This is a genomic window from Oceanimonas sp. MB9, assembly GCF_011319775.1.
In the GTDB taxonomy this organism is placed as follows: domain Bacteria; phylum Pseudomonadota; class Gammaproteobacteria; order Enterobacterales; family Aeromonadaceae; genus Oceanimonas; species Oceanimonas doudoroffii.
On the sequence record NZ_VFBE01000001.1, the window covers coordinates 1 to 16805 of the forward strand.

The 16805-nt window shown below is 58.7% G+C and carries 15 protein-coding genes, 1 rRNA gene and 1 riboswitch; of the genes, 8 read left to right on the forward strand and 8 right to left on the reverse strand.

Annotated features, from left to right (window positions below):
- Positions 1 to 69 (reverse strand): 16S ribosomal RNA (locus OJHNALOF_RS00005); the annotation flags it as partial.
- 573 nt (positions 70 to 642) lie between these two features.
- Here OJHNALOF_RS00005 and OJHNALOF_RS00010 point away from each other — a divergent pair.
- Positions 643 to 1110 carry an RNA-binding protein gene (locus OJHNALOF_RS00010; protein WP_165660766.1) on the forward strand — a complete coding sequence of 156 codons (468 nt, stop codon included), beginning with the start codon at positions 643 to 645 and terminating at the stop codon, positions 1108 to 1110.
- A 6-nt stretch (positions 1111 to 1116) separates the two neighbouring features.
- Here the strand turns inward: OJHNALOF_RS00010 and murI are convergent, their stop codons facing one another.
- Positions 1117 to 1920, reverse strand: coding sequence for a glutamate racemase (gene murI, locus OJHNALOF_RS00015; protein ID WP_165660767.1), 804 nt, complete (start codon positions 1918 to 1920; stop codon positions 1117 to 1119).
- A gap of 312 nt (positions 1921 to 2232) precedes the next feature.
- The gene (locus OJHNALOF_RS00020) at positions 2233 to 4032 is read right to left on the reverse strand and encodes a TonB-dependent receptor domain-containing protein (RefSeq protein ID WP_165660768.1); all 1800 of its coding nucleotides are present in this window, start codon (positions 4030 to 4032) and stop codon (positions 2233 to 2235) included.
- A gap of 34 nt (positions 4033 to 4066) precedes the next feature.
- A riboswitch (cobalamin riboswitch) is annotated at positions 4067 to 4264 on the reverse strand.
- A 178-nt stretch (positions 4265 to 4442) separates the two neighbouring features.
- Here OJHNALOF_RS00020 and OJHNALOF_RS00025 point away from each other — a divergent pair.
- Positions 4443 to 5783: a sulfite oxidase gene (locus OJHNALOF_RS00025; protein ID WP_165660769.1), complete on the forward strand. Its 1341-nt coding sequence runs from the start codon at positions 4443 to 4445 to the stop codon at positions 5781 to 5783.
- A 9-nt stretch (positions 5784 to 5792) separates the two neighbouring features.
- A complete protein-coding gene (locus OJHNALOF_RS00030; protein WP_165660770.1) occupies positions 5793 to 6158 on the forward strand; it encodes a hypothetical protein in 366 nt (121 codons plus the stop codon).
- Here OJHNALOF_RS00030 and OJHNALOF_RS00035 read toward each other — a convergent pair.
- The gene (locus OJHNALOF_RS00035) at positions 6152 to 6679 is read right to left on the reverse strand and encodes an ATP--cob(I)alamin adenosyltransferase (RefSeq protein ID WP_165660771.1); all 528 of its coding nucleotides are present in this window, start codon (positions 6677 to 6679) and stop codon (positions 6152 to 6154) included. The genes OJHNALOF_RS00030 and OJHNALOF_RS00035 overlap by 7 nt on opposite strands.
- 135 nt (positions 6680 to 6814) lie before the next feature.
- Between OJHNALOF_RS00035 and trmA the strand changes: the two genes are divergently transcribed.
- Positions 6815 to 7915, forward strand: a complete 1101-nt coding sequence (gene trmA, locus OJHNALOF_RS00040) for a tRNA (uridine(54)-C5)-methyltransferase TrmA (protein ID WP_165660772.1) — start codon at positions 6815 to 6817, stop codon at positions 7913 to 7915.
- A gap of 126 nt (positions 7916 to 8041) precedes the next feature.
- Here trmA and OJHNALOF_RS00045 read toward each other — a convergent pair whose 3' ends face one another.
- The 3 genes from OJHNALOF_RS00045 to rpmE form a co-directional block, all read right to left on the reverse strand.
- Positions 8042 to 9286, reverse strand: coding sequence for a malic enzyme-like NAD(P)-binding protein (locus OJHNALOF_RS00045; RefSeq protein WP_094200852.1), 1245 nt, complete (start codon positions 9284 to 9286; stop codon positions 8042 to 8044).
- A 120-nt stretch (positions 9287 to 9406) separates the two neighbouring features.
- Positions 9407 to 10144, reverse strand: coding sequence for a thermonuclease family protein (locus OJHNALOF_RS00050; protein WP_240919601.1), 738 nt, complete (start codon positions 10142 to 10144; stop codon positions 9407 to 9409).
- Between the two features lie 113 nt (positions 10145 to 10257).
- A complete protein-coding gene (gene rpmE / locus OJHNALOF_RS00055; RefSeq protein ID WP_094200854.1) occupies positions 10258 to 10473 on the reverse strand; it encodes a 50S ribosomal protein L31 in 216 nt (71 codons plus the stop codon).
- Between the two features lie 125 nt (positions 10474 to 10598).
- Between rpmE and priA the strand changes: the two genes are divergently transcribed.
- Positions 10599 to 12809: a primosomal protein N' gene (gene priA, locus OJHNALOF_RS00060; RefSeq protein WP_165660774.1), complete on the forward strand. Its 2211-nt coding sequence runs from the start codon at positions 10599 to 10601 to the stop codon at positions 12807 to 12809.
- Positions 12810 to 12816: 7 nt separating this feature from the next.
- Here priA and OJHNALOF_RS00065 read toward each other — a convergent pair whose 3' ends face one another.
- Positions 12817 to 13407: an LON peptidase substrate-binding domain-containing protein gene (locus OJHNALOF_RS00065; RefSeq protein ID WP_165660775.1), complete on the reverse strand. Its 591-nt coding sequence runs from the start codon at positions 13405 to 13407 to the stop codon at positions 12817 to 12819.
- A gap of 237 nt (positions 13408 to 13644) precedes the next feature.
- On the opposite strand from OJHNALOF_RS00065, the gene argS reads away from it, so the two are divergent.
- The 3 genes from argS (at position 13645) to hslV (ending at position 16781) form a co-directional block, all read left to right on the forward strand.
- Positions 13645 to 15399, forward strand: a complete 1755-nt coding sequence (gene argS / locus OJHNALOF_RS00070) for an arginine--tRNA ligase (RefSeq protein ID WP_165660776.1) — start codon at positions 13645 to 13647, stop codon at positions 15397 to 15399.
- A gap of 3 nt (positions 15400 to 15402) precedes the next feature.
- A complete protein-coding gene (locus OJHNALOF_RS00075) occupies positions 15403 to 15984 on the forward strand; it encodes an SPOR domain-containing protein (RefSeq protein ID WP_094200858.1) in 582 nt (193 codons plus the stop codon).
- A 266-nt stretch (positions 15985 to 16250) separates the two neighbouring features.
- Complete coding sequence (hslV, locus tag OJHNALOF_RS00080; protein WP_094200859.1) at positions 16251 to 16781, forward strand: ATP-dependent protease subunit HslV; 531 nt, start codon at positions 16251 to 16253, stop codon at positions 16779 to 16781.
- The last annotated feature ends 24 nt before the right edge of the window (positions 16782 to 16805 follow it).

Consider the following 16805-nt stretch of genomic DNA (forward strand, 5'->3'; position numbering starts at 1 on the left):
CCGCTCGACTTGCATGTGTTAGGCCTGCCGCCAGCGTTCAATCTGAGCCATGATCAAACTCTTCAATTAAAGATTTGATGCTCAATGAATATCTGAATTGCTGCTATTTCTAGTGCACTTCACACAACATTGAAAAACAATATTTTTTTGTTTCCCAACATCCTGCGAGTGCCCACACAGTTTGCTTGATAAATTGTTAAAGAGCGTTGACCCTTCAGCGGGTCAGGGCTGCGTATTCTACGCAATCCTTGGTGTTCGTCAAGCGCTGAATCAAACTTTGTTTCGTGTTGTTTCAACCCTGGTGACCGTCGGCGTGTTCCGCCGTGTCAGTGAGGGCGCATTATAGGGAGCCGCCGATTTTGCGCAAGGGCTTTTTTGTAAAAAACTCGCCCTTTCGCACCAACAGCTCAACAACCCAGCAAAACCACACATTAACCACAGAGTTATACACAATGTGTAAAGGTTGGAATAACCACGAGTACATTTTTCATTCACTTTTGGGAGGCATGATGGCAGGGGAAACACCGCAGCCAAAACAGATACCGAGTCAGGATGCCCGATTGAAGCTATGCTGTGATCGATACGCCGGACTGAACCTGCGGCGTGATTTATTCTTTTTCATTTTTCGAGACGCGATCATCAATGAAAGTATTTCAGCAACCCGTTCCCGTTCAGGCTGTTCTGCTGGCCATGCTGCTGGCTGTACCGGGCCTGGCCCTCGTCACCTGGGCATCGTCTTCTTTTTACCTGGGCCTCTTCTTTTCGCTGGGCGTGCTGCTGGGCGGCATAGTAGTGCCACTGCTGGTGCGGTCGCCGGCGGCCGGAACCCTGGCGACCACCACCCTTTATGTGGGTAACCTGCCCTACCGGGCCAATGAGGCCACGGTAAGAAGCCTGTTTGAAGAATTTGGGCAGGTATTGTCGGTGCGCCTGATGAAAGACAGGCAAACCGGCAAACGCCGGGGCTTTGGCTTTGTGGAGATGCCGGCAGACGCGGCGGAAGCGGCAAGGACCGCGCTAAACGACACCGAATTTCAGCAGCGTACCCTCAAGGTGCGGGAGGCCAATGAGCGTAAGGACGACGACGGTGATAACGAAGCCGCGTCATAAGCGGCCTCAAATCACGAAGGTCTTCAACCCCGCGAAGCCTTCACCTAGAAAGGCCCCTGATTGAGCCTGCGCTTTTGCGGTAAGTTCGGTGCAGTAAACGTGCCCGAACACTCCCTGCTCATCGCCCGCTTCGGCTGCGGGCGCCTGCAGTAACAGGCTGGCCACGCGCCGGGCAATAGCCTGGCCGGAGTCCACCAGTTTCACTCCTGGCAGGCATTGGCTCAGCTCCTGGGCCAGCAGCGGAAAGTGGGTGCAGCCCAGCACCAATGCGCTGGGCCCGTCATCACTTCGCCAGGGAGCCAGCACGCGGGCAAGCCTGGTCATATCGACGGGAAGGCCGGCCAGCTTGTCTTCCGCCATTTTTACCAGCTCGGTGGTACCCAGCATGGATACCTGCATATCGGCGGCAAAACTTTGCACCAGCTCGGCAGTATAACTGCGGGACACCGTGCCCGGCGTGGCCAGCAGGCCAATATGAGTAAACCCGTGCAAACGGCAATATTCCGCCGCCGGCTTGATGGCCGGCACCACGCCCACCACAGGTATATGCAGACGCTCACGCAGGGCCGGCAACACATGGGTGCTGGCGGTGTTGCAGGCGATCACTACAATGTCTATGTCATGTTTTGGCACAAAGTTAGTCAGCAGCTCCAGCACCCGCTCCACCAGCCGTGTTTCGCCCAGCTCACCATAGGGAAAGCAGGCGTTATCGAAGAGATAGAAGTACTGGTGCGTTGGCAAGGACCTGCGGACTTCCCGGTAGACGGAAAGGCCTCCCATGCCGGAGTCGAAGATAAGAATATTTGCCACTGGCTGCCCTCGCTGTGCAAGGGCGTCATGATAACGCCAACGGCTGAAAAAGAAAAAAGCCGGCGCAAGGGCCGGCTTGCATCAATCAGGACAAGGTATCCCACACCAACACGCAGCATTAAGTGCCACCTTCGCTTGTCGCCTGCCGCGAACTTTCACAGGAAGTTCGATCAGGCAACAAACTCGGTACTAGCGAGCAAGCTCGCCCATGCATGCTCGACGATGGCAGCCCTGCCATCGACGGTTGGCTTTGGGAACACCTTGTCCTTCTTCATGCCCTGCCAACTCTAGGGCGTGAAGAATATCACTCACTCAGAACCGGTAGTCGGCGCCGACGTAGAACTCCATATCGGGGGCATCGTAGCCATCAACTACCTGATAGTCCTTGTCGAACAGGTTGTTTACCTTGCCGTTCAGGGTCAGGTTGCTGGTGAGCGGATAACGGGCTCCGATATTCCAGATGGTGTAAGAGGGCAACATTACATCGCCAACATCTGTTCTTTCTCCCACATACAGCACCTGAGCAAACAGACTGGCACTCGCTACATCTATATCACCGGTCCAGCTGAATTTGCGCTTGGCACGACGGAGCAGCTGGCGACCGTTATTGTTTTCATTTTCGGCATCGGTGTAATCATAACTAAAGGCATGATGTACAGGCCCGGTTTCAACATTGGCAACCAACTCAATGCCCCTGATGAGTGCATCGGTATTCTTGGTCGAGTTAATGTAACCGCCCTGATAAACAATCAGGTCATCGATTTTATTGCGATAAAAGTTAACCTGCCAATCCATCAGCTCGTAGTCGCCGGCCAGGCCAAACTCCCAGTTTTCAGACTCTTCGGGCTTCAGATCCTTGTTACCACCAAACCCATACAGATGACTGAAGGTCGGTGCCTTGAAGGCCGTGCCATAACTCAGGGTTGCCTTGTGCCGCATGGGAAGAGCCAAAGATAATGCACTCTGCCAAGTGTCATGGGTACCAAACTGCTCGTTATCATCTACTCGTCCCGTCAACTCAAAGGATACTGGTGCCCAGGTATGATACACAGATGCGTAAACACCGGTATTATCTCGGTCGGGAGCACGAGTGCCCGTAGTTTTTGCCTTCAGTCGGTCTCTGTCCCAATCCATACCGGTCAAAACATAGCCTTGCTCGGAATAGTGGTACTGAACCAATCCATCAAGCCGTGTTGTTGACGTGTTGGTAATGCTGGCAGTATGTCGACCACTCTCCTTATTCCAGTCTTCGGCTTCATACTCACCGTAGCTGGCATTAAGCTGACCGGATAATTGGTCACTCGTGTATTTCAGTCCGGTGTCTAACTGATAGGCCTCTGTATGATTTTTATCTGAGCCAGGTGTACCCCAAACCGGCTCATAAAAATCATATTCCAGATTGTTCTCCCAGCCGTTAAAGTTGGCATCCAGTGTCCAATTCTGATTCAGCTGATGTTCAATACCCAAAGTCAGGTTTTTACTGTCAAAGCCATCCCTGTCGTTCTGACTGTTGCTAGGTACAACATCATACCCACGGGTTTCCCGATAGCCGGTCGCCAACTGCAGGCGAGTAGCATCGCTAACCCACTGGTTGATTGAAGCATTGGCGGCATAGTAATCATTGCTGCCGGTGGTCACGCCCACAGTGGCATCATTAACCTGTGAAGTGGTAATGATATTGACCACGCCACCAATGGCACGGGAGCCATAGATAGCGGCGCGAGGGCCCCGAATATACTCGATACGCTGCACGTTATTGACCGGCAGCTGGCTGAAATCCACATTGCTGGACACCATTTGCGCCATCGGACGACCATTCAGCAACACCAGCACATGATCGGAATTGGTGCCGCGCACAAACAGGCTGCTGCTCTGACCAATGCCACCGTTCTGGCTGCCAAACTGCATGCCCGGCAGGGTTTCCAGCAGGTCGACAAGGGAGCGAGGCTGGCGGCGTTCAATATCGGCCTTGGTGATCACTTCCACCGGTGCCAGGGCGCTGGTAAGCGGCTGCTCTACCCGGTTGTAGATGGTGATAGAGGTGGGATCGGTTGAATTCTGGGCAAAAGCGGCCCATGGCAGCAAAGCGGCTGCCAACAGCTTGTTGGACATGTTCTTCCCTAGTTCGCGTAGTGAGGCCCACAGGCCTTGTGACTCTCTCTTTGGCAGGTTTTCGGACTTGAAGGCACGAGCCCATGCTCACCTAGGGCGACGGCTTCCCACCTTGCGGCAGTGCCTGGAGTTTTCCGTGTCGCCTTCGTTCCTTCTTACCGCTGCGCGCCAGTTCCGGATTTGCACCGGATTCCCGTTTACGCCTGTCGGCACCAAAGCGCGGGAATTATAGGAAAAGGTTAACTGCATGTATATGCATGATTAATGAGACTAAACGCATCGAAAACTAGGCTATAAAACATGAGCGCCCTCCCAATTACATAAATATCACATATATTTAACCTTCTACCCTTTGATAGCCTGCTCATTCGGGTCTTTGTCATTGCCACACGTAACAAGGAGAGAACACCATGGCCAGCGATTCAAATCACGACCAGAAGCCACGGCAGCGAGGGCTGCATGAACTTTACCGGGAAGATCCCATCAAGGCCGACGAGCAGCTCTGGGGCCGGGAAACCGACCCCGGCAGCCGGCGCGGTTTTTTAAAACGCAGCGGTCTGCTGGCCATGGCCACGGCGCTGGGAGCCAGCATTCCCTTTGCCAAAAACATGCCCGCCGGGCTGATTCCGGCGGCCTTTGCCCAGTCCGATGAGCCTTTTACCCTGCCTGGCAAGGAAGGGCTGACCATTCTTAACGACAGGCCCATTAACGCCGAAACCCCGCCTCATCTGCTGGATGACGAAATCACTCCGGCCAAACACATGTTTGTGCGCAACAATGGCCTGTTGCCCAATATAGAAGCCCTGGATCCGAATAAATGGACCCTGGAGATCGCCGGCGAGTCCTGCGAGAACCCCACCACCTTTACCATTGCCGAGCTCAAGGAGCGCTTTAAGCACCACAGCTATCAACTCACGGTGGAGTGCGGCGGCAACGGCCGCAGTGAATACGTGCCGGCGGCCAGCGGCAACCAGTGGACCACGGGCGCCGTCGCCAGCCCCAAATTCACCGGGGTTCGCCTGCGGGACGTACTGGAAGCCTGTGGCATCAAGAAAGACGCCGTTTACATTGGCTACTACGGTGGTGATTTGCACCCCAGTGGGGATCCGAGCAAGGCGGCCATTTCCCGTGGGGTGCCCATGTCCAAGGCGCTGGAAGACGAAACCCTGATTGCCTGGGCCATGAACGATGAAGACATTCCAGTACTCAACGGCCACCCGCTGCGGCTGGTGTGCGGCGGCTGGCCCGCTTCTACCTCGGGCAAGTGGCTGAAGAAGATCGTGATTCGCAACCAGATTCACGACGGCAACAAGATGGCCGCGCCCTCTTACAGTGTGCCCAAATATCCGGTGGCTCCGGGCACTCAAGTGCCGAACGAAGATATGGAAATCATCGAATCCATGCCAATCAAGTCGCTGATCACCTTTCCCAAAACCGGTATCAGTCACCAATTGGGCCAGCCACTGAAGGTCCGTGGCCATGCCTGGGCCGGCGATCTGGAAGTGACCGAGCTGCATCTGTCCATCGACTTTGGCGCCACCTGGCACAAGGCCGAACTGCGGGCACCGGCCAACCGGCTGGCCTGGCAGCACTGGCAAAGCGAGCTGACCTTTCCCGAGAAGGGCTATTACGAGGTGTGGGCCAAAGCGGTAGACAGCGAAGGCCATGCTCAGCCCATGGTAGTGCCGGGCTGGAACCCCAAGGGGTATCTCAACAACGCCTGCCATCGCATTGCGGTGCAAATTGTCTAGGAGGTGAGCATGATACGCACAGCTGCATTGGCGCTGCTGCTGGGCCTGACGGCGGCGCCCGCGTCGACCGCCGAGCTGGACCCGCAAACCGGCTTTATTATCGCCCCGGGCTGGGAGACGGTGCGCAACAACTGCATCGCCTGTCATTCACCCAAGCTGGTCACCCAGAACAGCGGCAGCCGGGAACACTGGCTGTCTCTGATCCGCTGGATGCAGGAAAAGCAGGGGTTGTGGCCCTTTGATGCCCAGACCGAGGAGACCATTCTTGACTACCTGAGCACCGCCTACGGACCAAAGGAAGGCGCCCGCCGGCCACCGCTTCGGCCCGACCAGCTGCCGGAAAACCCTTACCGGCAGCCAACCAAGGCTCAGTAGTTCACGCTGATATAGGGCACCTCTTCCACGTTGAGCCTGGCCTTGATGGCCACGGTAAGCACAAAGAAGAAGTTGGCCAGCACATTGGCAAAACGGGGCAGGGTTTCTGCGAAACGCCTGCCTTCTTCCTCCAACCGCACCAGCATGCGCACTATCTTCTTGCCGGTACAACGGCACAGGTGCAACTGCGGCACCGGCGCCGGCCCCCGTGGCAACACAAAGCCCGTGACCCTGCCCTCGGTTTGCTGCTGATAATGGCTGTAACGCCCTTTCAGCCACTTGATGTCCTGCTCAAAAATGCCGTTTCTACCCCGCACCGAGCCGTTCAGGTTATAAATCAGCGGCTGCAGTTGTTCGAGATCGGCCCGTATGTCATCACACCCCTCAGGCAGCGCCGCCAGCACCACGCCAATATGGCAGCACAGTTCGTCGGTAAGAATTTCGTAGTCGCAGGTCAGACGAGTTTCATAAATAAAGGGGTAACACCACTCCCGCAAATCGTCCGGCTTGGGTCGCCGCATGGGCTTGCTCCTGAAGTCTGAATACTGGCACTCAGTCTGGCAAAAAGCCCTCACCGCCACCAGCACAGGCCGGCCAACTGGACAAATTCACTACAACCCGTAGAATTTGCGCTCCGTTTTAAAGTGAGGCACGTCATGAGCACCCAGGTCACCCCGCACAGCTACCAGACCCAACTGGACGAAAAGGCCGCCCGGCTGGAGCAGACCTTTGCTCCCTTTAGCCCGCCCCGGCTGGAAGTGTTTGCGTCCGAGCCCGAGCATTACCGCATGCGGGCCGAGTTTCGAGTGTGGCACGAAGGCGATGACCTCTACTACATCATGTTCGACCAGGCCTCGCGGGAAAAATACCGGGTTGAGCAGTTCCCGGCCGCCTCACGCCTGATTAACACCGCCATGCCGTTGCTACTGGAGGCGCTCAAGCCCAACCTGGTATTGCGCCGCAAGCTGTTTCAGGTGGACTTTCTGTCGTCTTTGAGCAACGAGCTGGTGATCAGCCTGCTCTACCATCGCCAGCTCGGTGAAGACTGGCAGGCCGAGGTGCAGCATTTGCGCGCCCGGCTGAAAGAACAAGGCATCAGCGCCCATATTATCGGCCGCGCCAAAAAGCAGAAGCTGGTGCACGACTGTGATTATGTGGTGGAGCGGCTGAACGTGGCCGGCAAAGAGCTCATTTACCAGCAGGTGGAAAACAGCTTTACCCAACCCAATGGTCGTATGAACGAGCACATGCTGGCCTGGGCCCTGGACGTGACTCAAGGAGCCAGTGGTGATCTGCTGGAGCTGTATTGCGGTAACGGCAACTTCTCCCTGGCCCTGGCGCGAAACTTTCGCCGCGTGCTGGCCACCGAGATTTCCAGCTCGTCGGTGAAGTCGGCCCAGTACAACATTGCCGAAAATGCCATCGACAACGTCACCATACTGCGCATGTCGGCGGAAGAGTTCACCCAGGCCATGCGTGGCGTACGCGAGTTTCGCCGGTTAAAAGGCGTGGATCTGCAAAGCTACGAGTGCAACACCATACTGGTGGATCCGCCCCGGGCCGGACTGGACGAAGACACCGTGAAACTGGTGCAGGACTACGACAATATCGTCTATATCTCCTGCAACCCGGACACGCTGCGCCAGAACCTGGACACCCTGGGTCAGACCCACCACATCAGCCGCTTTGCGCTGTTTGATCAGTTTCCCTACACCCACCATATGGAAGCCGGGGTCTATCTGACTCGCCGCAAGTAAGGTGTGAGGAGTAAGGGGGGATTGGTATAAAGAGTATCCACCCCTCTCCCCTCACGCCTTTCCCCTCACAAAAAAGGGATCAAAAAGGGGAGCCGAAGCTCCCCTTTTTCATGCATGGGCCGACACTCAGTCCTGCATGTAGTTTTCCGGCAGCGCAATGCGGGCCACACCGGACTCCACGGCGGCCACGGCCACGGCGCGGGCAACACGCGGCAGCAGGCGCGGATCCATCGGCTTCGGAATCACGTAGTCCTTGCCGAACTCGAGCGAGTCGTAACCGGACGCAACCAGCACTTCCTGGGGAACCGGCTCCTTGGCCAGGGCACGAATGGCGTCAACGGCGGCCACTTTCATTTCGTCGTTGATGCGGGTGGCACGCACGTCCAGGGCACCGCGGAAGATGAAGGGGAAGCACAGTACGTTGTTCACCTGATTGGGGTAGTCGGAACGACCGGTACCCATGACCAGATCGTCACGAGTGGCATGAGCCAGCTCGGGCTTGATTTCCGGATCCGGGTTGGAGCAGGCAAAGATAACCGGGTTCGGCGCCATCAGCTTGACGGCCTCGGCCGGCAGTACGTCGGGGCCGGATACGCCCACAAATACGTCGGCGTCGGTGATCACGTCTTCCAGGGTACGCTTGTCGGTGTTGTTGGCAAACAGCGCCTTGTACTCGTTCAGATCGTCACGGCGAGTGTGGATCACACCGTTGCGGTCCAGCATGTAGATGTTTTCACGCTGGGCGCCACACTTGATCAGCAGCTCCATACAAGCCACGGCGGCGGCACCGGCGCCCATGCACACGATGCGGGCTTCGGCGATGTCCTTGCCCTGCACTTCCAGGGAGTTGATCAGACCCGCGGCGGTCACGATGGCGGTGCCGTGCTGGTCGTCGTGGAATACCGGCACGTTGCAGCGTTCGATCAGCTCGCGCTCGATTTCAAAGCACTCGGGGGCCTTGATGTCTTCCAGGTTAATGCCGCCAAAGGTGTCGGCGATGGCTTCCACGGTCTGAATGAACTCTTCGGTGGTGCGGTGCTTGACTTCGATGTCCACGGAGTCGAGGCCGGCGAAGCGCTTGAACAGCAACGCCTTGCCTTCCATGACCGGCTTGGAAGCCAGCGGACCCAGGTTACCCAGACCCAGAATGGCGGTACCGTTGGAGATAACCGCGACCAGGTTGCCTTTGGCGGTGTACTTGTAGGCGTTTTCCGGATCGGCGGCGATTTCGCGCACCGGCTCGGCTACACCCGGGCTGTAGGCCAGGGACAGATCCTTGGCGGTTTCTGCCGGCTTGCTGATTTCAACGGAGATTTTGCCCGGCTTGGGGAAAGCATGATAGTCGAGCGCTTTTTGACGGAAGTCGGTCATTTTGCAAGTACCCTGATGCAATTGTAGACATTTATTCGATTACACTGTGAACAAGTTTATCACAATGTTTATACAATGTGATACTAATCAACTTTTTTCACCTTGCCCAGCCCGATCCCGCTATTTTTCTCGGTGAAACTGCCAGGGATGGTTAATCCACAGCAGCCAGCCATCGGCGGTTTTTCGCGCATGGCCACGCACAAACAGGTGCTCGCCGGCCTGCAGCCGGCCCAGAGCCCGACGAGATTGCGCGGACAGACGCTTGCCGGTGCGAACCTTAAGTCCACCCGCGGCCCGTATGGTCACTCCGCCGCGACCCTGGTGCACCTCGTGCACCTGAAACCGCAGCCGTTGCCAGCCGGTGCGCGCCGGCACCCGCGGCAGGTTTTGCGACCAGATCCCCAGCCGTCGGCCGTAAGCTATGCTTTCTGCCTGCAGCAGACAGTGCCAGTAGCCGTGATTGGGCGGGATCAGCAACAGCTCACCCAGGCCCGCCGTCAGCATACTTTTTACCAGCAGCCGACCGTCTGCGGTCAGGGGATGAGCCAAGAGGCGTCCATAATCATCACGCCTTTCCATGGCAAAAACCAGTTTCATTTGACTCCTTTCTGGTATTTTATTGCGCAGCCAGCGCCGGGCCGCCAGCGCGCCCGGCTCGGGGGCGAGACGGCCCTTTTTGTATAATTCCGGTGTATCTATTCCCACAAAGCGAATGCGTCTACCATCGAAGAGAAGGACAGTATCTCCGTCTATTACTTTTTTAACATTCACGGTTTCATACTGGCTGAATTGTGGACAGGCGAAGGCCGCCGAGAAGGGAGAAAAAACGAGCAGGGCAACACAGAGTCGAAGCAGCATGTCGACGCACCGGATTCAGGCAGGCCGGTTAACCATGGTAAAGAAAGCGGGAGGAGGCAAATAACGGGCAACAAAAAAGCGCCCGCAGGCGCTTTTTTCGAAACCGAAGCAGCTTACTTTTTGCTGCCCAGCATGCCGAAACGCTTGTTGAAGCGATCAACACGGCCGCCGGTGTCAACGATCTTCTGCTTGCCGGTGAAGAAGGGGTGGCAAGCGGAGCAAACGTCCAGGTTCAGATCATGGCCCAGGGTAGAGCGGGTCTTGATCTCGTTACCGCAAGAACATTTGGCAACAATTTCTTTGTATTCCGGATGGATACCTTGTTTCATGGACAACCTCTGTCAGTAGGCCGTGTCGCTATCTGATCCTGAGCCAGACACCACACGAGTGATACACGTTTTGTGAAGGGTGCGAATAATATAGGATCGCCTTTTTTCAGGCAAGGAAAATGCGGATGAAAAAACCAGCAACACCCCCACAGGCGCAACAGGCTTTGCTGCGGGTTGTGCTGCCCGTTCCGCTGCGCCGGGAATTCGATTACCTCTGCCCGCAACCCTTGCCTGCTCCCGGCTGTCGAGTGAGTGTGCCTTTTGGCAACCGAACCCTCGTGGGGCTGGTGGTGTCCCATCCCGAACACACCGAGTTTGATCTCTCCCGCATCAAGCCGGTCACCGCCGTGCTCGACGACACCCCGGTGCTGGGTGGGGCCGAACGCCAGCTGCTGGCCTGGGCAGCGCAATACTATCTGCACCCGCCAGGTGAAGTGTATTTTCAGGCCCTGCCCACCCTGCTGCGCAAGGGCGAGCCCGCCGGCTACAAACCGGTGGAAGTCTGGCATGCCCTGGACGGTGACAGCGCCCCCCTGGCCCGGGCCATCAAGCAACAGCAGGCCTTGGCGCTGCTCACTCAGGGAGCCATGCCCCCGGGTGAGCTGGCAGCCCGGGGCGTGACCTCCGCCACCCTCAACGCCCTGGCCAAAAAAGGCCTGGCGGAAAAACGGCAAACCCTACCCACCCCCACCGACTGGCGCGGTGAAGTGACCATCAATGAGGACGGCAAACCCCGCCTGACCACGGAGCAGGCGCTGGCGGTAAGCCTGTTGCAACAGGCCGAGGGCTTCAGCCCCTTTCTGCTGGAAGGCATCACCGGCTCGGGCAAGACCGAAGTCTATTTGCAGGCCATGGAGCCGGTGCTCAAGGCCGGCAGGCAGGTATTGGTAATGGTGCCGGAAATCGGCCTCACTCCCCAGACCATCTCCCGCTTTCAGCGCCGCTTTTCGCTACCCGTGTGTACCCTGCACTCGGCCATGAACGAGCGAGAACGGCTCGACGCCTGGCTGGCCTGCAAGGACGGCAGCGCCGCCATCGTGATCGGCACCCGCTCGGCCCTGCTCACGCCCTTTGCCCGACTGGGGCTCATTATTATCGACGAAGAGCATGACGGCTCGTTCAAACAGCAGGACGGCTTTCGCTATCATGCCCGGGATCTGGCGCTGCTGCGCGCTCAGCAGCTGCACATTCCCATCGTGCTGGGCTCGGCCACCCCCAGCTTTGAAAGCCTGCACAATGCCGCCAGCGGCAAATATCGGCTGCTCACCCTGAGCCAGCGCCCCGGTAGTGCCACCCTGGCCGAGCACCTGTTGCTGGACAGCCGTCACGTACAGCTGGAGGCCGGGCTTTCACCCCAGCTGCAGCAGCTGATGGCCGAAGAACTGGAAAAGGGCAACCAGGTGATGCTGTTTCTCAACCGTCGGGGCTATGCGCCGGCGCTGCTGTGTCACGACTGCGGCTGGGTGGCGGACTGTGAACGCTGCGATGCCCACTACACCTGGCACAAGAGTGGCAACCGGCTGCATTGTCATCACTGCGATCACCAACGCGCCCGGCCGCCCCGCTGCCCCCACTGCGGCAGTACCCATCTGGTAGGCACCGGCCTCGGCACCGAGCAGGTGGAGCAGGCCCTGGCCATGTTGTTTCCCCAGTACAGCACCATTCGTATTGACCGGGACAACACGCGGCGCAAGGGCAGTTTTGAGCAGCACCTGGAAGGCATTCGCGCCGGCAAGTACCAGATCCTGATCGGCACCCAGATGCTGGCCAAGGGCCATCATTTTCCCGACGTCACCCTGGTGGCCATGCTGGACGTGGACGGCGCCCTCTTTGCCGGGGATTTTCGGGCCGCCGAGCGGCTGGCCCAGCTGTATATTCAGGTGGCCGGAAGGGCCGGACGGGCCAGCAAGCCGGGCCGGGTCATACTGCAGACTCACCACCCGGATCACGCCCTGTTGCAGGACTTGGCCAACCAGGGCTATCGCCATTTCGCCCACACCGCCCTGCAGGAGCGCCATCAGGCCGGCCTGCCGCCCTACAGCTATCAGGCGTTGTTTCGCTGTCAGGCCACGCAGGGGGAAGCCTGCCGGGAGTTTCTGGTGCCCCTGGCACAGCAGCTGGCTCCCGCCCTGCCCGCCTCCGTGCTGTGCCTGGGCCCCTTTAGCGCCCGCATGGAGCGCAAAGCCGGTCAGTACCGTTATCAGATGCTGCTGCAGGCGAGTAACCGGCGGGATCTGGCCAGTGCCTGCCGGCGAGCACTGGCCATTGCCGACACGCTGCCGGCGGCCCGCAAGGTAAGATGGTCGCTGGATATGGATCCGCAGGAATTGTGGTAACGCCGGCTCAGTGCCGCTGGCCTCGGCGGGATTCGGGGGTGATCATCGACAGCAGAAAGGTCAGCGCCCGGTGGCAGCTGGGTTCACTCATCAGCAGCTGAGTGTAGTCGTTCTTGATGGGCAGTACTTCCAGCCAGCGCTGGGTCACCCAGGTGGCGTCCTGCCAACGGGGATCCGGATGCAGATCCGCCAGCTCCGGGTATTCCACAAAGACCTCCTGCAGCTTGTCGGCCAGCACCTGCTCCACCGGCGCCAGTGAACGGGACCGCCAGTTGTCGAGCAGATCCACTTCGGCCTGCAGCAGGCCGTCGGCCTCCTGCTCCAGCCGGCGTATGCGAAAACGCTCGGTGGCCTCCACGGTAATACCGAGCAGGCCGTCGTCCAGGGTATAGAAGTCCACAATTTTCACTCGGGCGCCCAGCATGTAAAGATCGCCCTTGCCGCCGTCGTCGGGTTCTTCCAGCATGCCGATGCCAAAGCCCCTGTCGTCCTTGCCGGCTTCGGCCACCATGCGCACATACTTGGGTTCAAAAATACGCAACGGCACCCTGCCTTCCGGCAGCAGGTGCAGGGTCAGCGGTAACAGTGCCAGTCTCATGGGCCGCTCCTTGTTGCTTTATTCAGCATGAACGGGAAACGCTTACTTTGCCACCGGGGGCAATTTGAGTACCGATTTCAAACATGCCATACCATCAAGGGGACCCGCCCTGACTGGCCACGCTTTCAGCAAGGCGCCGGCGCCGGCCTTGAACGGTAGTTTTTGAGGCTGGTTATGAGTAGAATTTGTGCCCCTCGGGTTTTCTTCGACCTTGTCTCAAACTTTGGTGAACTGACAATGAAAGAACATATTCAAGCGCTGCTTGAGCAGACGGTCTCTACTCTCAAACAACAGGGCAAGCTGCCTGCCGAGCTGGAGCCCCGCATCCAGGTAGACCGCACCAAAGACAAGGCCCATGGCGATCTGGCCACCAACCTGGCGCTGTTGCTGGCCAAGCCCGCCGGCCAGAATCCCCGTGCCCTGGCCCAACTGCTGGTCGACAACCTGCCCGCCTCCGAGCTGGTGGCCAAAACCGAGCTGGCCGGCCCCGGCTTTATCAACTTCTTCCTCGACAGTGCCTGGCTGGCCCGCCAGATCGACGCCATGGTGGCCGACGAGCGCGCCAATGTGCCTGCTGCCGAGCAGCCGCAAACCGTGGTGGTGGACTATTCCGCGCCCAATGTGGCCAAGGAAATGCACGTGGGTCACCTGCGTTCCACCATTATCGGTGATGCCGTGGTACGCACCCTGGAGTTTCTCGGCCACAAGGTGATTCGCGCCAACCACATCGGCGACTGGGGCACTCAGTTCGGCATGCTGATCGCCTACCTGGAAAAGCTGGAGCAGGAAAACCCGGACGTGCTATCGTCGGGTCTGTCGGATCTGGAGCAATTCTACCGGGAGTCCAAGCAGCAGTACGACGCCGACGCCGGCTTTGCCGAACGTGCCCGTAACTACGTGGTGAAACTGCAGGGCGGCGACGCCTACTGCCTGAATATGTGGCAAAAGCTGGTAGACATTACCCTGCAGCACAACCAGGCCGTGTATGACCGTCTGGGTGTGTCCCTGACCCCGGCCAACGTCATGGGCGAGAGCATGTACAACCCCATGCTCAACGACATCGTCGCCGATCTGCAGCAACAGGGCCTGGCGGTGGAAGACGAGGGTGCCCTGGTGGTGTACCTCGACGAATACAAGAACAAGGACGGCGACCCCATGGGCGTCATTGTGCGCAAGAAGGACGGCGGTTTCCTTTACACCACCACCGACATCGCCTGCGCCAAATACCGTTATGAGCAACTGGGTGCCGATCGGGCGCTGTATTTTATCGACTCCCGCCAGCACCAGCACCTGATGCAGGCCTGGACCATAGTGCGCAAGGCCGGCTATATCCCCGACACCATGAGCCTGGAGCATCACGCCTTTGGCATGATGCTGGGCAAGGACGGCCGGCCGTTCAAGACCCGCTCCGGCGGCACCATCAAGCTGGTGGACCTGCTGGATGAAGCCGAAGAGCGTGCCACCGCCCTGCTGGAACAGAAGCAGACCGATCTCAGCGCCGAAGAAAAGGCCCAGGTCGCGAAACGGGTGGCCATGGCCGCGGTGAAATACGCCGATCTGTCCAAGAGCCGCACCACAGATTACATCTTCGACTGGGACAACATGCTGTCGTTCGAGGGCAACACCGCCCCCTACCTGCAGTATGCCTACACTCGCGTGCAGTCCATCTTCCGCAAGGCCGACGTCAGCGCCGATGCCCTGACCGGCAGCGTGGTCATCGAGGCCCCGGCGGAAGAAGCCCTGGCCCAGAAGCTGGTGCAGTTCAACGACACCGTCAAATCGGTGGCCGACAAAGGCATGCCGCACCTGCTATGCCTGTATCTGTACGAGCTGTCCGGTGCCTTTATGAGCTTCTACGAAGCCTGCCCCATCAACAAGGAAGGCGTGTCCGCCGAGGCCCGGGCCAGCCGCCTGCGCCTGTGCGCCGCTACCGCCAAGGTGCTGCAGCAGGGCCTGTCTCTGCTCGGCATCGATACCCTGGAGCGCATGTAAGCCATGGCCAGGGATTACGTTCGCCGCAGCCCGCCCAAAAAAAGGGGCGGTACCCAGCAGCGCTCCGCCAGCCGTGGCCGGGCACCGGAGCGGCGTACTCCCTGGCTGGCCATACTGCTCGCCCTGACGCTACTGGCCGGACTCGGTTATCTGATCCTGCTGATCAAGGGCTCGGCGGACACCCGCCGAGCCGCCGAGCCCGCCGCCGAACAGGCGGCACCAGCCAAAAAGGTCAACCCCATCGACCAAAAACCGGTGGAGAAGTGGCGCTATATCGAGCAGCTGGAAAACAAGGAAGTGGTGGTGAGTGTGCCTACCCCCGCCAATGAACGTAAGAAGCCCGATGCCGCTCCGCCCAAAATTTATTATATGCAGTGCGGCTCGTTCCGCTCCTCGGCACAGGCGGAGCAACTCAAGGCCCGCATCGCCTTTCAGGGCCTGGCCTCGGAAGTCAAACGCAGCGAAGGCAGCAACGGCATCTGGTACCGAGTGGTGATGGGCCCCTACGACAGCAAGCGCAAGGCCGACCAGGAAAAACACAAAATGGGCCGTATCAACACCAGCTGCATCGTGTTGCAGGGCTGACAGTCGCTTTCTCTTTAATCCAATGGCAAGGTTGGCGATAGGCACAGCGAATCCCAACCTTTCCTACCTGTGGCATTGCCCACGACGTACATTTTCCCCGACATAACGGCCGAGCACCCCCACCGTTGCTTCGCATGAGACCTATGGCGGCCGGCCTGACACCAAGAGTCCGGCAACAGGGTTGAAGTTTTTCTTACTCGCCCCCATCTCCGTGAACATGACATTCTCGTCGGCCCGGCCGGCAACACCGTCAAGTGAGGTTCACAGTGACAACAATCGTTTCAGTACGCCGTAACGGCAAGGTGGTTATCGGTGGCGATGGCCAGGTTTCCCTGGGCAATACCGTGATGAAGGGCAACGCCCGCAAGGTACACCGCCTGTTCAACGGCAAGGTGCTGGCCGGCTTTGCCGGTGGCACCGCCGACGCCTTTACCCTGCTGGAACGCTTTGAGGCCAAACTGCAGGCCCATCAGGGCAACCTGGAGCGCGCCGCCGTGGCGCTGGCCAAGGACTGGCGAACCGACCGTGCCCTGCGCCGGCTCGAGGCTCTGCTGGCGGTGGCCGATGAAAAGCATTCCTTTATCATTACCGGTAACGGCGACGTGGTGCAGCCCGAACAGGATCTGATCGCCATCGGCTCCGGCGGCGCTTTTGCCCAGTCCGCCGCCCGCGCCCTGCTGGAAAACACCGACATGGATGCGCACGATATCGTGGAAAAGGCGCTGACCATCGCCGGCGATATCTGCGTCTACACCAATGGCAACCAGACCATCGAAGAACTCGACTACGGCCGCTGAGGCGGGCCGCTGCAACAGGATTGA

Coding starts and splice junctions, on each gene's coding strand:
- OJHNALOF_RS00045 (WP_094200852.1), bottom strand. CDS start 9,286: ATGACCGACTTCCGTCAAAAAGCGCTCGACTATCATGCTTTCCCCAAG.
- OJHNALOF_RS00010 (WP_165660766.1), top strand. CDS start 643: ATGAAAGTATTTCAGCAACCCGTTCCCGTTCAGGCTGTTCTGCTGGCC.
- OJHNALOF_RS00035 (WP_165660771.1), bottom strand. CDS start 6,679: ATGCGGCGACCCAAGCCGGACGATTTGCGGGAGTGGTGTTACCCCTTT.
- OJHNALOF_RS00065 (WP_165660775.1), bottom strand. CDS start 13,407: ATGAGACTGGCACTGTTACCGCTGACCCTGCACCTGCTGCCGGAAGGC.
- OJHNALOF_RS00020 (WP_165660768.1), bottom strand. CDS start 4,032: ATGTCCAACAAGCTGTTGGCAGCCGCTTTGCTGCCATGGGCCGCTTTT.
- trmA (WP_165660772.1), top strand. CDS start 6,815: ATGAGCACCCAGGTCACCCCGCACAGCTACCAGACCCAACTGGACGAA.
- priA (WP_165660774.1), top strand. CDS start 10,599: ATGAAAAAACCAGCAACACCCCCACAGGCGCAACAGGCTTTGCTGCGG.
- OJHNALOF_RS00025 (WP_165660769.1), top strand. CDS start 4,443: ATGGCCAGCGATTCAAATCACGACCAGAAGCCACGGCAGCGAGGGCTG.
- OJHNALOF_RS00075 (WP_094200858.1), top strand. CDS start 15,403: ATGGCCAGGGATTACGTTCGCCGCAGCCCGCCCAAAAAAAGGGGCGGT.
- rpmE (WP_094200854.1), bottom strand. CDS start 10,473: ATGAAACAAGGTATCCATCCGGAATACAAAGAAATTGTTGCCAAATGT.
- OJHNALOF_RS00050 (WP_240919601.1), bottom strand. CDS start 10,144: ATGCTGCTTCGACTCTGTGTTGCCCTGCTCGTTTTTTCTCCCTTCTCG.
- OJHNALOF_RS00030 (WP_165660770.1), top strand. CDS start 5,793: ATGATACGCACAGCTGCATTGGCGCTGCTGCTGGGCCTGACGGCGGCG.
- argS (WP_165660776.1), top strand. CDS start 13,645: ATGAAAGAACATATTCAAGCGCTGCTTGAGCAGACGGTCTCTACTCTC.